Here is a 14,592-nt window from a genome sequence, read left to right as displayed (position 1 = left end):
GCGGCGCTCGCAGAATTGCAGACGCCGGGCATCCCGTCGACCCTCACGGAGCCGAACCCATGGATGCCCGTTCCTGCAAATCTTCGGTCACTTGGTTGCAGTGCCATCCGGCACAAACACGTAACCCACGCCCCACACGGTCTGGATATACCGTGGCTTGGACGGGTCCGGCTCGATCATCCGGCGCAGACGGGAGATCTGCACATCGATGGAGCGCTCCAGGGCGTCCCACTCCCGGCCACGGGCCAGGTTCATCAGCTTGTCGCGGGTCAGCGGCTGGCGTGCGTTCATGACCAGCGCCTTGAGCACGGCGAATTCGCCAGTGGTCAGCATGTGCACTTCATCGCCACGCTTGAGCTCACGGGTCGCCAGCGACAGTTCGTAATCGCCAAACGTGACGCTTTCGTCTTCGCTGCCCGGTGCGCCTGGAACCGGCGGTGCCTGGCGACGCAATACGGCCTTGACCCGCGCCATCAGCTCGTCCGGGTTGAACGGCTTGGCCAGGTAGTCATCAGCGCCCAGTTCCAGGCCCTTGATGCGGCTCAGCTCATCGCCCTTGGCGGTCAGCATGATGATGGGGATCTGGTTGTTCGCGCTGCGCAGGCGCTTGCAGGCGGTCAGGCCGTCTTCGCCCGGCAGCATCAGGTCGAGGACGACCAGGTTGAAGACTTCGCGCCCCAGCAGACGGTCCATCTGCTCGGTGTTCGGCACCGCGCGGGCACGGTACCCCTTGGAGTTGAAGAAGCGCTCCAGCAGGCTGCTCAGCCCCGGATCGTCGTCAACGATGAGAATTTTTTCGCCTTCAGCAGTTTGTGCAGTGCTGCTCATTGGATGCTCCTCTTGGCTCGGCGCGCATTATGGCGTAGCTGCCGTTATACGCACCGTGTGCATTGTTAGCAGATTTTTCCTCTACTGCCAGCGAACCCGCGCCCTACAACCTCTGGCACAGTCCCCCCAAGGGCAGAACGCTGGTTATAATGCGGCGCCTTCGTGCAGGGCAACGTCAGATCGTTACCGTTTACTGCCGGGCTTTTTTTACCCGCTTGTCGTGATTTTTTCGATTTCGAGGGTCAATAGGCTGCCTCTTGACCCAGGCAGCGGCGCCAGTCGGGCCGCTCAACCAGCCGCGCAAGGCCTTGTTCTACGGGCCTGCGGGCTGCTTTCAGAATTTCAGGTGGTTTTATGGACAGCATCAACAGCCGCATCGCCGAGGAACTCGGTGTACGCCCGCAACAGGTCGAAGCGGCCGTCGCTCTACTGGATGAGGGCTCCACGGTGCCCTTCATCGCCCGTTACCGTAAAGAAGTGACCGGCAGCCTCGACGACATCCAACTGCGTCACCTGGAAGAGCGCCTGCGCTACCTGCGAGAACTCGACGAACGGCGCATCAGCATCCTCGCCAGCATCGAAGAGCAGGGCAAGCTGACCCCGCAACTTGAGCGCGACATCAAGCTCGCCGACACCAAGACCCGCCTCGAAGACCTCTACCTGCCGTACAAGCAGAAGCGCCGCACCAAGGGCCAGATCGCCCTGGAAGCCGGCCTCGGCGAGCTGGCCGACGGCCTGTTCAACGACCCGTCGCTGACCCCGGACACCGAAGCCGCACGCTTCATCGACGCCGAAAAAGGCGTCGCCGACGTCAAGGCCGCCCTCGAAGGTGCCAAGTACATCCTCATGGAGCGCTTCGCCGAAGACGCCAGCCTGCTGGAAAAACTGCGCACGTACCTGAAGCAGGAAGCCATCCTCAGCGCCCGCGTGATCGCTGGCAAAGAGGAAGAAGGCGCCAAGTTCCGCGATTACTTCGAACACGACGAACCACTCAAGAGCATGCCGTCCCACCGTGCGCTGGCGATTTTCCGTGGCCGCAACGAAGGTATTCTCAGCTCCGCGCTGAAAGTCGGCGACGAACTGCCGGGCACCATGCACCCGTGCGAAGGCATGATCGGTCAACAATTCGGCATCCAGAATCAGAATCGTCCTGCGGATAAGTGGCTCGGTGAAGTGGTGCGCTGGACCTGGAAGGTCAAGCTCTACACCCACCTCGAAACCGACCTGCTCGGCGAGCTGCGCGACGGCGCCGAAACCGAGGCGATCAACGTCTTCGCCCACAACCTGCATGACCTGCTGCTGGCCGCACCGGCCGGCCCGCGTGCGACCCTGGGCCTCGACCCGGGCCTGCGTACCGGCTGCAAGGTCGCGGTGGTCGACTCCACCGGCAAGCTGCTGGACCACGCCACCGTGTACCCGCACGTGCCGCACAACAAGTGGGACCAGACCCTGGCGATCCTCGCCGCCCTGTGCGCCAGGCACTCGGTGGACCTGATCGCCATCGGCAACGGCACCGCCAGCCGCGAGACCGACAAGCTGGCCGCCGAACTGATCAAGAAATACCCCGCCATGAAGATGACCAAAGTCATGGTCTCCGAGGCCGGCGCATCGGTGTACTCGGCGTCGGAGCTGGCGTCCAAGGAATTCCCGGACCTCGACGTGTCGATCCGTGGCGCGGTATCCATCGCTCGCCGCCTGCAAGATCCGCTGGCCGAGCTGGTGAAGATCGACCCGAAATCCATCGGCGTCGGCCAGTACCAGCACGACGTGTCGCAGCTGAAACTGGCGCGCGGCCTGGATGCGGTCGTGGAAGACTGCGTGAACAAGGTCGGCGTGGATGTAAACACGGCCTCCGTCGCGCTGCTGGCGCGTATCTCCGGCCTGAACAGCACCCTGGCGCAGAACATCGTCACCCACCGGGACGAAAACGGCGCCTTCAAAACCCGCGCCGCGCTGAAAAAAGTCGCTCGCCTCGGTGAAAAAACCTTCGAACAGGCCGCTGGTTTCCTACGCGTCATGAACGGCGACAACCCGCTGGATTCGTCCGCCGTCCACCCGGAAGCCTACCCGCTGGTGCAACGCATCGCCGCCGAGACCGACCGCGACATCCGCTCGCTGATCGGCGACGCCGCGTTCCTCAAGCGCCTGGACCCGAAGAAGTACACCGATGAAACCTTCGGCGTACCGACCATCACCGACATCCTGCAAGAGCTGGAAAAACCTGGTCGCGACCCGCGTCCCGAGTTTAAGACCGCCGAGTTCCAGGACGGCGTCGAAGACCTCAAGGACCTGGAGCTGGGCATGATCCTCGAAGGCGTGGTGACCAACGTGACCAACTTCGGCGCGTTTGTGGATATCGGCGTGCATCAGGACGGTTTGGTGCATATCTCTGCGCTTTCGGAGAAATTCATCAAGGACCCGCGCGAAGCGGTGAAAGCCGGTGACGTGGTCAAGGTCAAGGTCATGGAAGTCGATATCCCGCGCAAACGCGTCGGCCTGTCGATGCGCATGAGCGACACCCCCGGCGAGAAAATCGACGGTGCCCGTGGCGCCCGCCCAGGCTCGGCGCCGCGCCAGTCGCAGAACCGCTCGGAAAACACCGCGCCGCGCAAGGAAACCGCGACCGCCGCGCCAAGCAACAACGCCATGGCCTCGCTGTTCGCCAACGCCAAGCAGTTGAAGAAACGCTGATGGAGATCCCGGCCGGCTTGACCCAGAGCGCGTTCAGCGAACTGATCGGCTGCCGCCTGCAACGCCTTGAAGAAGGCGTTGCCGAGGTGGCCCTGACCCTGGAGCCGCACCTGCGCAACCGCGCGGGCAAGCTCCATGGCGGGGCGATTTTCAGCCTGGTGGACATTACGATGGGGCTGGCCTGTTCCAGCGTCCATGGTTTCGACCAGCAGAGCGCGACCATCGAGTGCAAGATCAACTACATCCGCGCCGTCGAAGACGGTGATGTGCTGTGCACCGGCCGGGTGATTCACGCCGGTCGACGCACCCTGGTGGTCGAGGCGGATGTGTACCAGGACGAAAAACTGGTCGCAAAAGCACAAGGCACCTTCGCTGTCCTATAGCTCCCCACCCTCGATTTGAGTTAATTTCGGCGCTGCACTAAACAGCGTCGGAATTTTCTTGCTGCGCTATAGCCAAATTCATGGAGTGAAGTCGGCTTTTTCAGAGCGGGTCAAATCGACTCTAGACCAGGCGATCACGCCAGTTTTAACTTCACCCTTGTAGACCGTCCTGCCCACCCCCATATTGGGGCGACTGACGCGTGAAGGAATCCAACTTGAGCGAACTTCTCAACCGCCGCCTGGCTTTGCTCGGCAAGCGCGAACACCTCTCCCTGCTAGAGCAGTGCTTGCACGGCATCGAGCGCGAATGCCTGCGCGTCACCGGCGAAGGCCGCCTGGCACAAACGCCGCACCCCGAAGCCCTGGGCGCCGCGTTGACCCACGAACAGATCACCACCGACTACTCGGAATCGTTGCTGGAGTTCATCACTCCCGCTCTGCCAGACCCGGCCGATACCCTGAGCAGCCTGGACAAGATCCATCGCTTTGCCTACACCAAGCTCGGCAGCGAATACCTGTGGAGCCCCTCGATGCCGTGCCCGTTGCCGGCCGAGGAAGACATTCCGATTGCCTACTACGGCACGTCCAATATCGGGCAGCTCAAGTACGTGTACCGCAAGGGCCTGGCCCTGCGTTACGGCAAGACCATGCAGTGCATCGCCGGCATCCACTACAACTTCTCCCTGCCGGAACAGTTGTGGCCGTTGCTCAAGGAGACTGAAGGATTTGTCGGCACCGACCGCGATTACCAGTCCACGGCCTACATCGCCCTGATCCGCAATTTCCGCCGCTACAGCTGGCTGCTGATGTACCTGTTTGGTGCGTCGCCGGCCCTGGACGCCGGCTTCCTGCGCGGTCGCTCGCACCAGCTCGAAGTGCTGGACGCCGACACCCTGTACCTGCCGTACGCCACCAGCCTGCGCATGAGCGACCTGGGTTACCAGAGCAATGCCCAGGCCGGCCTCACGCCGTGCTACAACGACTTGAACAGCTACACCGACAGCCTGCGTGAAGCGGTGGCAACGCCCTACGCGCCGTACGTCGAAATCGGCACGCACAAGGACGGTGAGTGGGTGCAGCTCAACACCAACATCCTGCAGATCGAAAACGAGTACTACTCCAACATCCGCCCGAAACGTGTGACCTACACCGGCGAGCGACCGATCCAGGCGCTGATGGCCCGTGGCATCCAGTACATCGAAGTGCGCTGCCTGGACATCAACCCGTTCCTGCCGATGGGCATCGACCTGCCGGAGTCGCGCTTCCTCGACGCGTTCCTGCTGTACTGCGCGCTGAACGACAGCCCGCTGTTCGCCAGCAACGAGTGCGGCAACGCCACGTCCAACTTCCTCAGCGTGGTCAAGGAAGGTCGCCGTCCGGGCCTGCAATTGCAGCGCGACGGCCAGCCTGTGGGCATGAAGGAATGGGCCACCGAGTTGCTGGAGAAGATCGCCCCGCTGGCCGCTTTGCTCGATGAGAGCCACGGCATCACCGAACACAGCCAGGCGCTGGACGCCCAGCTGGCGAAGGTCCAGGACCCGTCCCAGACCCCGTCGGCCCAGGTGTTGGCGGCGATGGCCGAGCGTAAAGAGAGCTTTGCGCAGTTCTCCCTGCGCCAGAGCCAGGTGCATGCCGAGCATTTCCGCAGCGAACCGCTGCCGGCCGATCAGCAATCGCACTTTGAAGAACTGGCGCGCAAGTCGCTGGCACAGCAGGCAGAGCTGGAGCAGAACGAGGTGGGCGACTTTGATGTGTTTGTCGGTTCCTACCAAGCCAGCATCCTGGCGATCAGCAACTAAAGCCTGACTCCTGTGGGAGCTGGCTTGCCTGCGATAGCGGTGTATCAGTTGGCATCTGTGCTACTGACCCACCGCTATCGCAGGCAAGCCAGCTCCCACATTTTCCTGCGCCAGACTGAAGATCTGGCTCCACGTTTCTCCTCATAAGCTAATTCGAAAATGTTATTTATTTTCGAGTTCTTAGATCATTTAGTCTCCTCACACGCCGATCCTCGGCCGCCTGATTGAGGAGCTTCCCCTTGAAACTACTAACCCCTCTGCGCCTCTTGGCCGCATTGTCCCTGGCCGGTGCCAGCCTGTTTGCCCAGGCGGCGGATGTGACCATCGCGTACCAGACCACCGTGGACCCGGCCAAAGTCGCCCAGGCCGATGGCGCGTATGAAAAAGCCACCAACGCCAAGATCGACTGGCGCAAATTCGACAATGGCGCCGACATCATCGCCGCCATCGCGTCCGGCGACGTGCAGATCGGCTACCTCGGTTCCAGCCCGCTGACCGCTGCCATCACCCGCAAAGTGCCGGTGGAAACCTTCCTCGTCGCCACCCAGATCGGCGGCGCCGAAGCCCTGGTGGCGCGCAATGGTTCGGGGATCAACAGCCCGCAGGACCTGATCGGCAAGAAAATCGCCGTGCCCTTCGTGTCCACCGGCCACTACAGCCTGCTAGCCGCGCTGAAGCACTGGAACATCGACCCGTCGAAAGTGACCATCCTCAACCTCGCGCCACCGGCGATCATCGCCGCCTGGAAGCGTGGTGATATCGACGCTACCTACGTGTGGGACCCCGCCCTGGGCGTTGCCAAGGAAAACGGCAAGGTGCTGATTACCTCCGGCGAACTGGCCAAGTTTGGCGCACCGACCTTCGATGCCTGGATCGTGCGTAAGGATTTCGCCGCCAAGCACCCGGAAATCGTCACGGCTTTCGCCAAAGTCACTCTGGATGCCTACGCCGCCTACCGCAAAGACCCACAAGCCTGGATCGCCGACAAAGGCAACGTCGACAAGCTGGTGAAACTCTCCGGCGCCAAGGCCAGCGACATCCCGCTGCTGCTGCAAGGCAACGTCTACCCGCTGGCCGCCGACCAGGTGACCCTGCTGGGCGCACCGACCACCAAGGCCGTGACCGACACCGCCGCGTTCCTCAAGGAACAAGGCAAGGTTGACGCCGTGCTGCCGGACTACGCCCCTTACGTCAGCGCCAAGTTCATTACCAACTGATCAGGAGTCTATCGCGATGGCCTTGCTACAACTGGAGCGCATCAGCGCACAGTACCCAGGCGCCACAGAACCGGTACTGTCTGACATCTCAATCGACCTGGGGCCCCAGCAATTGCTGGTGGCCCTCGGCCCGTCCGGCAGTGGCAAGACTTCGCTGTTGAACCTGATTGCCGGCTTTGTCGAACCCTCTGCCGGGCGCATCACCCTCGATGGCGTGCCGGTCAAAGGCCCCAGCGCCGAACGCGGCGTGGTGTTCCAGGACGATGCCCTGCTGCCCTGGCAGGACGTGCTGGCCAACGTCGGCTTCGGCCTGGAGCTGGCCGGCGTGCCGAAGGCGCAACGTGAAGTGCGCGCCCGGGAAATGCTCGCGCTGGTGGACCTGGCCGGTTTCGACAGCCGGCGCATCTGGCAGCTGTCCGGTGGCCAGAAACAACGCGTCGGCCTCGCCCGTGCGCTGGCCGCCGACCCACGCGTATTGCTGATGGACGAACCCTTCGGCGCCCTCGATGCGTTCACCCGCGAACAGATGCAGGAGTTGCTGCTGCAAGTCTGGCGGCGCACGGCCAAGCCGGTGTTCCTGATTACCCATGACATCGAAGAGGCGGTCTTCCTCGCCACGGACTTGATCCTGTTGGCACCCAACCCGGGGCAAATCGTCGAACGCCTGCGCCTGGACTTCGGCCAGCGCTACGCGGCCGGTGAGTCGGCGCGAGCGATCAAGTCCGACCCGCGCTTTATCGAAACCCGCGAACACGTGCTGGGCAAAGTGTTCTCCCAACGGCAGGTGTCCGCATGAGCAGCTACGAACTCGCCGCCAAGCCGGCGGTGCACACCGTTATCCCAGTGCGTCGCAGCTTGAGCACGCGCTGGATCAGCGTGCTGACCCTGGTCGCCCTGCTGACCATCTGGTGGGCCGTGACCGCCACCGGCCTGATCGAACCGCTGTTCCTGCCGCCGCCGTCCGCCGTGCTGCAAAAGGGCTGGCTGCTGGCGACCACGGGTTATATGGATTCCACCTTGTGGCAGCACCTGGGCGCGAGCCTCAGCCGCATCGGCCTGGGCCTCGGCTTTGCCGTGCTGACCGCCGTGCCGGTGGGGATTGCCATCGGTTCCAACCGCATCGCCCGGGGTATTCTCGACCCGTTGATCGAGTTCTACCGGCCGATTCCGCCGCTGGCCTACCTGCCGTTGATCGTGATCTGGTGCGGCATTGGCGAGCTGTCCAAGGTGCTGCTGATCTACCTGGCGATCTTTGCGCCAATCGCCATCGCCACCGCGACCGGCGTGCGCACCGTCGACCCGGCCAAGTTGCGCGCGGCGCAGTCGCTGGGGGCAACCCGCGCCCAGTTGATCCGCCATGTGATTTTGCCGAGCGCCCTGCCCGATATCCTCACCGGCGTGCGCATTGGTTTGGGGGTGGGCTGGTCCACGTTGGTCGCCGCAGAGCTGATCGCCGCCACCAGCGGCTTGGGCTTTATGGTGCAGTCGGCGGCGCAGTTCCTCGTCACCGATGTGGTGGTACTGGGGATTCTGGTGATCGCCCTGATCGCTTTCGCCATGGAAATGGGCTTGCGTGCCCTGCAGCGTAAATTGGTGCCGTGGCATGGCCAGGCACACTGAGTGAGAACCGCATGAGCAGCCTGACCGTTACCCCCTTGAGCATCGCCCTCGGCGCCGAGATCCGTGGCGTCGATATCACCCAGCCGCTGAACCTGGAACAGCGCGACGCCATCGAACAGGCGTTGCTCGCCCACTCGGTGCTGTTCTTCCGTGGCCAGGTCATCACCCCGCAACAGCAAGCGCGGTTCGCGGCGAACTTCGGTGACCTGCATATCCACCCGATCTACCCCAACGTGCCGGAACAGCCCGAAGTGCTGATCCTCGACACCGCCGTCACCGACGTACGCGACAACGCCGTATGGCACACCGACGTGACCTTCCTGCCCACCCCGGCGCTCGGCGCGGTACTCAGTGCCAAGCTGCTGCCAGCGTTTGGCGGCGATACGTTGTGGGCCAGCGGGATTGCGGCGTATGAGGCGTTGTCCGCGCCGTTGAAGGCATTGCTCGACGGGCTGACGGCTACACACGACTTCACCAAATCCTTCCCGCTGGAACGCTTTGGCAACAGCGCCGAAGACCTGGCGCGCTGGGAAGAAACCCGCAGGAAGAATCCACCGTTGTCCCACCCGGTGGTGCGTACGCATCCGGTGAGCGGGCGCAAATCGTTGTTTGTCAGCGAAGGGTTCACCACCAAGATCAATGAACTTGAACCGGCGGAAAGCGAGGCGATTCTCAAGCTGCTGTTCGCCCACGCCACGCGTCCGGAATTCACCATCCGCTGGCGCTGGCAGGAAAACGACGTAGCGTTCTGGGACAACCGCGTGACCCAGCATTACGCCGTGGATGATTACCGGCCGCAGCGGCGGGTGATGCACCGGGCGACGATTTTGGGCGACGTACCGTTCTAAAGACTGTCGACATTCAAACTGTGGGAGCTGGCTTGCCTACGATAGCGGCGTGTCAGGCGGCACTTTCATCAACTGACCCACCGCCATCGCGGGCAAGCCCGGCTCCCACAGTGAACGGAGCGCGCCAAAAATATCGACCACACTGAAGATCAAAATGTGGGAGCTGGCTTGCCTGCGATGGCGGTGGGTCAGACAACACTTCATCAACTGACCCACCGCCATCGCGGGCAAGCCCGCTCCCACATTTGAACCGAGTGACAACAGGTTACTCAGCAGTGGATGGCTTTTCCCACAGGTTGATCCCGCCTTCCTGGGCAAACCGGTCGATCTCTGCCAATTCCTCAGCGCTAAAGCTCAAGTTCTTCAACGCGCCAACGTTCTCGATGATCTGCTCCGGCCGACTGGCACCGATCAGCGCACTGGTCACCCGTGGGTCACGCAGCGTCCAGGCCAAGGCCAATTGCGCCAGGCTCTGGCCACGACGCTGGGCGATTTCGTTCAGTGCCCGTACGTGGGCAATGTTGGCTTCGGACAAGTGCTTGGCCTGCAACGAACCACCGCCCGGGCGGTTGACCCGCGCATCGGCCGGTACGCCGTTGAGGTATTTGTCGGTCAGCAAACCCTGGGCCAATGGCGTGAACGCAATCACCCCGGCGCCAAGTTCTTCGGTGGTGTCCAGCAGGTCTTTTTCCACCCAGCGGTTGAGCAGGTTGTAGGCCGGTTGGTGGATCAGCAGCGGCACTTTCCACTCTTTGAGCAGGGCGGCGATTTCGCGGGTTTTCACCCCGGAGTAGGACGAGATACCGATGTACAACGCCTTGCCCTGTTGCACGGCAGTGGCGAGGGCGCTGGCGGTTTCTTCCAGTGGGGTGTCGGCGTCGAAACGGTGGGAGTAGAAGATATCCACGTAGTCGACGCCCAGGCGTTGCAGGCTCTGGTCCAGGCTCGCGAGGATGTATTTGCGCGAGCCGCCGCCCTGGCCGTAGGGGCCGGGCCACATGTCCCAGCCGGCCTTGCTGGAGATGATCAGCTCATCGCGGTAATGCTTGAAATCTTCGCGCAGCAAACGGCCGAAATTGATCTCGGCGCTGCCGTACGGCGGGCCGTAGTTGTTGGCCAGGTCGAAGTGGTTGATACCCAGGTCGAACGCGGTGCGCAGCAGGGCGCGCTGGGTGTCGATCGGGGTGCTGTCGCCAAAGTTGTGCCACAGGCCGAGAGACAGTGCAGGCAGCACCAATCCACTGCGGCCTACGCGGCGATACGGGATAGATTCATAGCGGTTTTCGGCAGCAATGTACGTCATCGAATCCTCTCTGGGCTTAGGGCAAATAAGGCCTGGGAATAACCTTATTCCCAGGCCTTTTAACCAGCTGAATCGCTTAAGTCTGCCCTTCCGTTTTACAGCAATTTCCTACCAGAGTGGAACGACATAGCTGACATAAAAGCGGTTTTCATCCTGCACGGTAGCGCCGGTAATGTCCGGGCTGGCGTGGGCATTTTTCCAGGTCACGCCGAGGCCCTTGAGGGTGCCGGTGGGCACTTGATACGCCACGGCGACGTTGCGCTCCCATTCGCTGGTGGTGCCTTGTGCGGTGCGGATGTCATCGCCGTGGGCATAGGCCGCCGAGAAGGTCAGGCCGGGGATGCCGAGCTTGCCCAGGTCATATTTGTACTGCGCCAGCCAGGTGCGTTCGCCGGCGTGCTGGAATTTGTTCAACTGCATGTTGGTCAGTGCCGGCGTGTCGGCGCCTGAGCCAGGGCCCTGGCGGTTGTCGCCGCTGTTCAGGCCGGAGTCGAGGTAGGGGAAATCGCTTTCGCCGCTGTTTTTCTGGATGCCCAGGCCGACGGTGTGACCGTCCAGGCTGTAGCTCTCCAGCAAGCTGGCGGTGGTCTGGTTGATACGGCCCTTGTTCACGCCGTCGCCGTAAAGACCGCTGGCGGCGTAGTCTTTTTCACCGTCGGCGTTACCGCCCACACCCAGGCTGCGGAACACGCGCACATCGGTGTCCAGCGCGCCCACCGACAAGGCGTCATGCCGCTTGGCGCCCACGAAGAACTGCTGGTAGTAATCCTCAAGGTTCGAATACCAAAGGCTCACCGTGGTGTTCTGGATACCGGTGTAGTCGGCGCCGCCGAACAGGAAGCGATCACTCTCTTTGGTGCCGCCGGCAGTGATCATGCCCTGGTCGCCGGTTTCGTTGCGGATCTTGGTTTTGAAGATATCGCCACCGGTGAAGGTGAAGTCGCTGAGGTCCCTGGACACCAGTTGCACCCCGGTATTGGTCTGCTGGTACAGGCGGCCGTCGGTGTTGGCCAGCACCGGGTTGTTGCCGTACAGCGTGCCCACACGCAGCTCATCTTTGGCGAAGCGCATCTTGAACGTCGGGCTGAGCACGCCGAACTGGTCGGCGGATTTGCCGTTGTCCAGCGGGAACATGCTGCCGGGGTAACGGCTCTGGTGGTCCTTGTCGTTGAGGTCGCCTCCGGAATCCAGCTTCAACCCGTAGAACGCCTGCAAGTCGAGGCCAAAACCCACCGGCCCTGCGGTGTAACCGGACTTGAAGTTGAACTCGAACCCCTGGCCCCAATCGCGAATGCTGTGGGCCTTGGCGTTGCTGTTCACCACATCGCGCCCCTGCTGGTTGAGATAGCGATTGAGCAGGGTCACGTCGGCGTGGCTGTCATCGATAAAATCGGCATGGGCGGACAGCATAAAGCTCGCCATGGCGGCACCCACCATAGGGCTCAATAACGTCTTCATTGGTACCGGTCTCCGTCACTGTTCTGAAATGAAAGCGTCAAACGCTTCACACAATTAGGCGGTGGACAGATGACAGTTGCGCGTCAAAACGCGGGTTGAACGGATGAAATTAAATTCATGAAAGCCCTGTAGATCAGGGCTTTGCGAGGTTTTTTGTGGGAGCTGGCTCCCACAAAAAAAGCAGACTTCACATGCCAGCTATCAGCGCACCAAATGCAGGAACTGCAAGTGCCGCTCGTACTGGTCAAGGATGTCGTTGATGATCTGCTCCTTGGTGTAACCCACCAGATCATAGTCCTGGCTGCCCTCGGCCAAGTGCACTTCGGCCCGGTAGTAGCGACGGTTGTTAAGCTCCTTGGAACCCATGCCACCCCGCGCAAACGACGGCGTAAAGTAGCCGCGCATCTGCACCTGGTAGATGAACGGATGTTCCTCGCCATGGCCGATTTCCAGGCTGACACTGTCGTTGGACGGGTCGGGCTGGGTCGTCACATTCAGGCCCTTCTCGACAAACACCGCCGTCACTTCTTCAATCGCCGGGCGCACCGTCGACTCAAGGAAACGGTACACCTCATCCCGCGACGGGAAGTGCACGGCCTGGCTCAGGCGCTGGCGCCAACCGCCACGGCCCCTGCGCGAGGCCGAGACCGGCGCCAGCGAATGCAGCTGCGCAATCTGCTTCTGGGATTCGAGGTAGAACGCCTTGTGCAACCCCCACATCATCAGCAGCAGGATCAGCGAGAACGGCAACGAGGTCAGCACCACTGCGGACTTCAGCGAGTCGATGCTGCCGGCAAACAACAGCGCACTGGTGACCAGCCCGGTCATCACGCCCCAGAACACCCGCAGCCATTTCGGCCCGTCTTCATCGGCGTTGCCGCCCTTGGACGACAAGGTGGACAGCACCACGGTGCCGGAGTCGGCCGAGGTGACGAAGAACACGAAGCTGATAAACACCGTGACCGCGATCACCACCTTGCTCCACGGGTAGGTTTCCAGCAGCAGGTAGAGGCTCATCGACGGGTTGTCGATGGCCGACTGGCCAAGCGCGGCCATGCCGTGGTTGAGCACCTGGTCGATGGCACTGTTGCCGAAAATCGACATCCACGCCAGGGTGAAACCCAGCGGGATCAGCAGCACGCCAAACACGAATTCGCGAATGGTGCGGCCACGGGAAATACGCGCGATAAACAGGCCCACGAACGGCGACCACGCGATCCACCAGGCCCAGTAGAACACCGTCCAACCGCCCAGCCAGTCGCTGGGTTTGTCGTAGGCGTACACGTCGAAACTCTTGGTCGGCAAGGCGCCCAGGTAGTCGCCGAGGTTCTGGATCAAGGTGTTGAGCAAATGCTGGGTAGGCCCGGCGAACAACACAAACAGCAGCAGCGCACAGGCCAGCAGCATGTTGATATCGGACATCACCCGCACGCCCTTATCGACGCCGGCCACCGCGACAATGATCGCCGCGCCCATCATCAGGGTGATCAAGCCGACCTGAATCCACTGCGTATGGGCAATGCCAAACAAGTAGTCCAGGCCCGAATTGAGGTGCAGCACGCCAAAGCCCATGTCGGCGCCCAGGCCGAACACCGTGGCGATGATGCCAAAGCCATCCACCGCGTAACCGATGGGGCCGTTGATACGCTTGCCGATCAACGGGTACAGCGCCGAACGCAGCGCCAGCGGCAGGTTATGCCGGTAGGCGAAATACGCCAGGGCCATGCCGACAAAGGCGAACACGCCCCAGCCGTGCAGGCCCCAGTGCAGGAACAGGATCTGCATGGCCTGGCGCGCGGCGTCGGCGTTCATCGGCGCGCCTTGGGGCGGTTGCACCAGGTGCGTCAGCGGCTCGGACACGCAGAAGAAAAACAGCGTGATGCTGATGCCGGCGGCGAACAGCATGCCGGCCCAGGACAGGTAACTGAATTCGGGCTCGTCGTGGTCGGCACCGAGTTTTATCTTGCCGTAGCCCGATAACGCGGTGACCACCACGAAGACCAGATACAGGGTCATCGCCAGCATGTAGTACCAGCCGACCGTATTGGCCGCCCAGTTTTGCGCGGCCAGCAGCCAGGCACCGGCCTGTTGCGGAATCGCGATGACAATCAAGCCGAACAGCAGGATGAAGGTAGCGGCAAAGTAGAAGACCGGCGCATTCATGCGCACCAGGCCGCTGGGTGGGGTGGACGATGCACTCATGAACGATGCACCCCGAGGGTGAGGGATGTGGCTGTAAAAAACGGACTCAGCAAAGGTAAGCCTCCTGTTGTGAGCGGGCAGCGAACCACCGGGTTTAACTTGAACGAGCATTCAAGTTAAACATGGATAGGCGGTTCGGGACTAATCCCAGGGCTGAGCGGTAGACAATTCCTACACTAGCTCAAGGATGGGTATGACGGTTGGCGCTGGCAAAACGTTCAGCACAATCTTTTCGGAGTGTTC

The 14,592-nt window shown here is 62.0% G+C and carries 11 protein-coding genes; 7 read left to right on the top strand and 4 right to left on the bottom strand.

The genetic code is table 11. From position 1 onward, the window contains the following. Positions 1 to 87: 87 nt before the first annotated feature. Positions 88 to 828 (bottom strand): two-component system response regulator OmpR, encoded by a 741-nt coding sequence (gene ompR / locus PSH87_RS01260; protein ID WP_017737550.1) that lies wholly within the window; start codon positions 826 to 828, stop codon positions 88 to 90. 354 nt (positions 829 to 1,182) lie between these two features. On the opposite strand from ompR, the gene PSH87_RS01255 reads away from it, so the two are divergent. The 7 genes from PSH87_RS01255 to tauD all read left to right on the top strand — a co-directional run bounded on the left by PSH87_RS01255 (position 1,183) and on the right by tauD (position 9,386). Then, a complete protein-coding gene (locus tag PSH87_RS01255) occupies positions 1,183 to 3,519 on the top strand; it encodes a Tex family protein (protein ID WP_305432183.1) in 2,337 nt (778 codons plus the stop codon). Continuing rightward, a complete protein-coding gene (locus tag PSH87_RS01250; protein ID WP_305432181.1) occupies positions 3,519 to 3,902 on the top strand; it encodes a PaaI family thioesterase in 384 nt (127 codons plus the stop codon). Before PSH87_RS01255 ends, PSH87_RS01250 begins: the two co-directional genes overlap by 1 nt. Before the next feature lie 215 nt (positions 3,903 to 4,117). Further along, positions 4,118 to 5,701, top strand: a complete 1,584-nt coding sequence (gene gshA, locus PSH87_RS01245) for a glutamate--cysteine ligase (protein ID WP_305432180.1) — start codon at positions 4,118 to 4,120, stop codon at positions 5,699 to 5,701. A gap of 239 nt (positions 5,702 to 5,940) precedes the next feature. After that, positions 5,941 to 6,918 (top strand): taurine ABC transporter substrate-binding protein, encoded by a 978-nt coding sequence (gene tauA / locus PSH87_RS01240; protein WP_305432179.1) that lies wholly within the window; start codon positions 5,941 to 5,943, stop codon positions 6,916 to 6,918. A gap of 16 nt (positions 6,919 to 6,934) precedes the next feature. Then, positions 6,935 to 7,714, top strand: coding sequence for a taurine ABC transporter ATP-binding subunit (gene tauB, locus PSH87_RS01235; RefSeq protein ID WP_305432178.1), 780 nt, complete (start codon positions 6,935 to 6,937; stop codon positions 7,712 to 7,714). Continuing rightward, a complete protein-coding gene (tauC, locus tag PSH87_RS01230; protein ID WP_017734613.1) occupies positions 7,711 to 8,538 on the top strand; it encodes a taurine ABC transporter permease TauC in 828 nt (275 codons plus the stop codon). Before tauB ends, tauC begins: the two co-directional genes overlap by 4 nt. An 11-nt stretch (positions 8,539 to 8,549) precedes the next feature. Next, positions 8,550 to 9,386, top strand: a complete 837-nt coding sequence (tauD, locus tag PSH87_RS01225; RefSeq protein WP_305432177.1) for a taurine dioxygenase — start codon at positions 8,550 to 8,552, stop codon at positions 9,384 to 9,386. Between the two features lie 265 nt (positions 9,387 to 9,651). On the opposite strand, the gene mgrA is transcribed toward tauD, so the two are convergent. The 3 genes from mgrA to betT all read right to left on the bottom strand — a co-directional run bounded on the left by mgrA (position 9,652) and on the right by betT (position 14,310). After that, complete coding sequence (mgrA, locus tag PSH87_RS01220) at positions 9,652 to 10,689, bottom strand: L-glyceraldehyde 3-phosphate reductase (RefSeq protein WP_017734615.1); 1,038 nt, start codon at positions 10,687 to 10,689, stop codon at positions 9,652 to 9,654. A 108-nt stretch (positions 10,690 to 10,797) separates the two neighbouring features. Beyond that, positions 10,798 to 12,126, bottom strand: coding sequence for an OprD family outer membrane porin (locus PSH87_RS01215; protein ID WP_305434234.1), 1,329 nt, complete (start codon positions 12,124 to 12,126; stop codon positions 10,798 to 10,800). Positions 12,127 to 12,348: 222 nt separating this feature from the next. After that, a complete protein-coding gene (gene betT / locus PSH87_RS01210) occupies positions 12,349 to 14,310 on the bottom strand; it encodes a choline transporter BetT (protein WP_305434232.1) in 1,962 nt (653 codons plus the stop codon). Positions 14,311 to 14,592: the final 282 nt, after the last annotated feature.

This window comes from Pseudomonas sp. FP453 (assembly GCF_030687495.1).
In the GTDB taxonomy this organism is placed as follows: Bacteria; Pseudomonadota; Gammaproteobacteria; order Pseudomonadales; family Pseudomonadaceae; genus Aquipseudomonas.
Note: the sequence above shows the minus strand (reverse complement) of the source record. Positions and strands in the feature narration are given on the sequence as shown.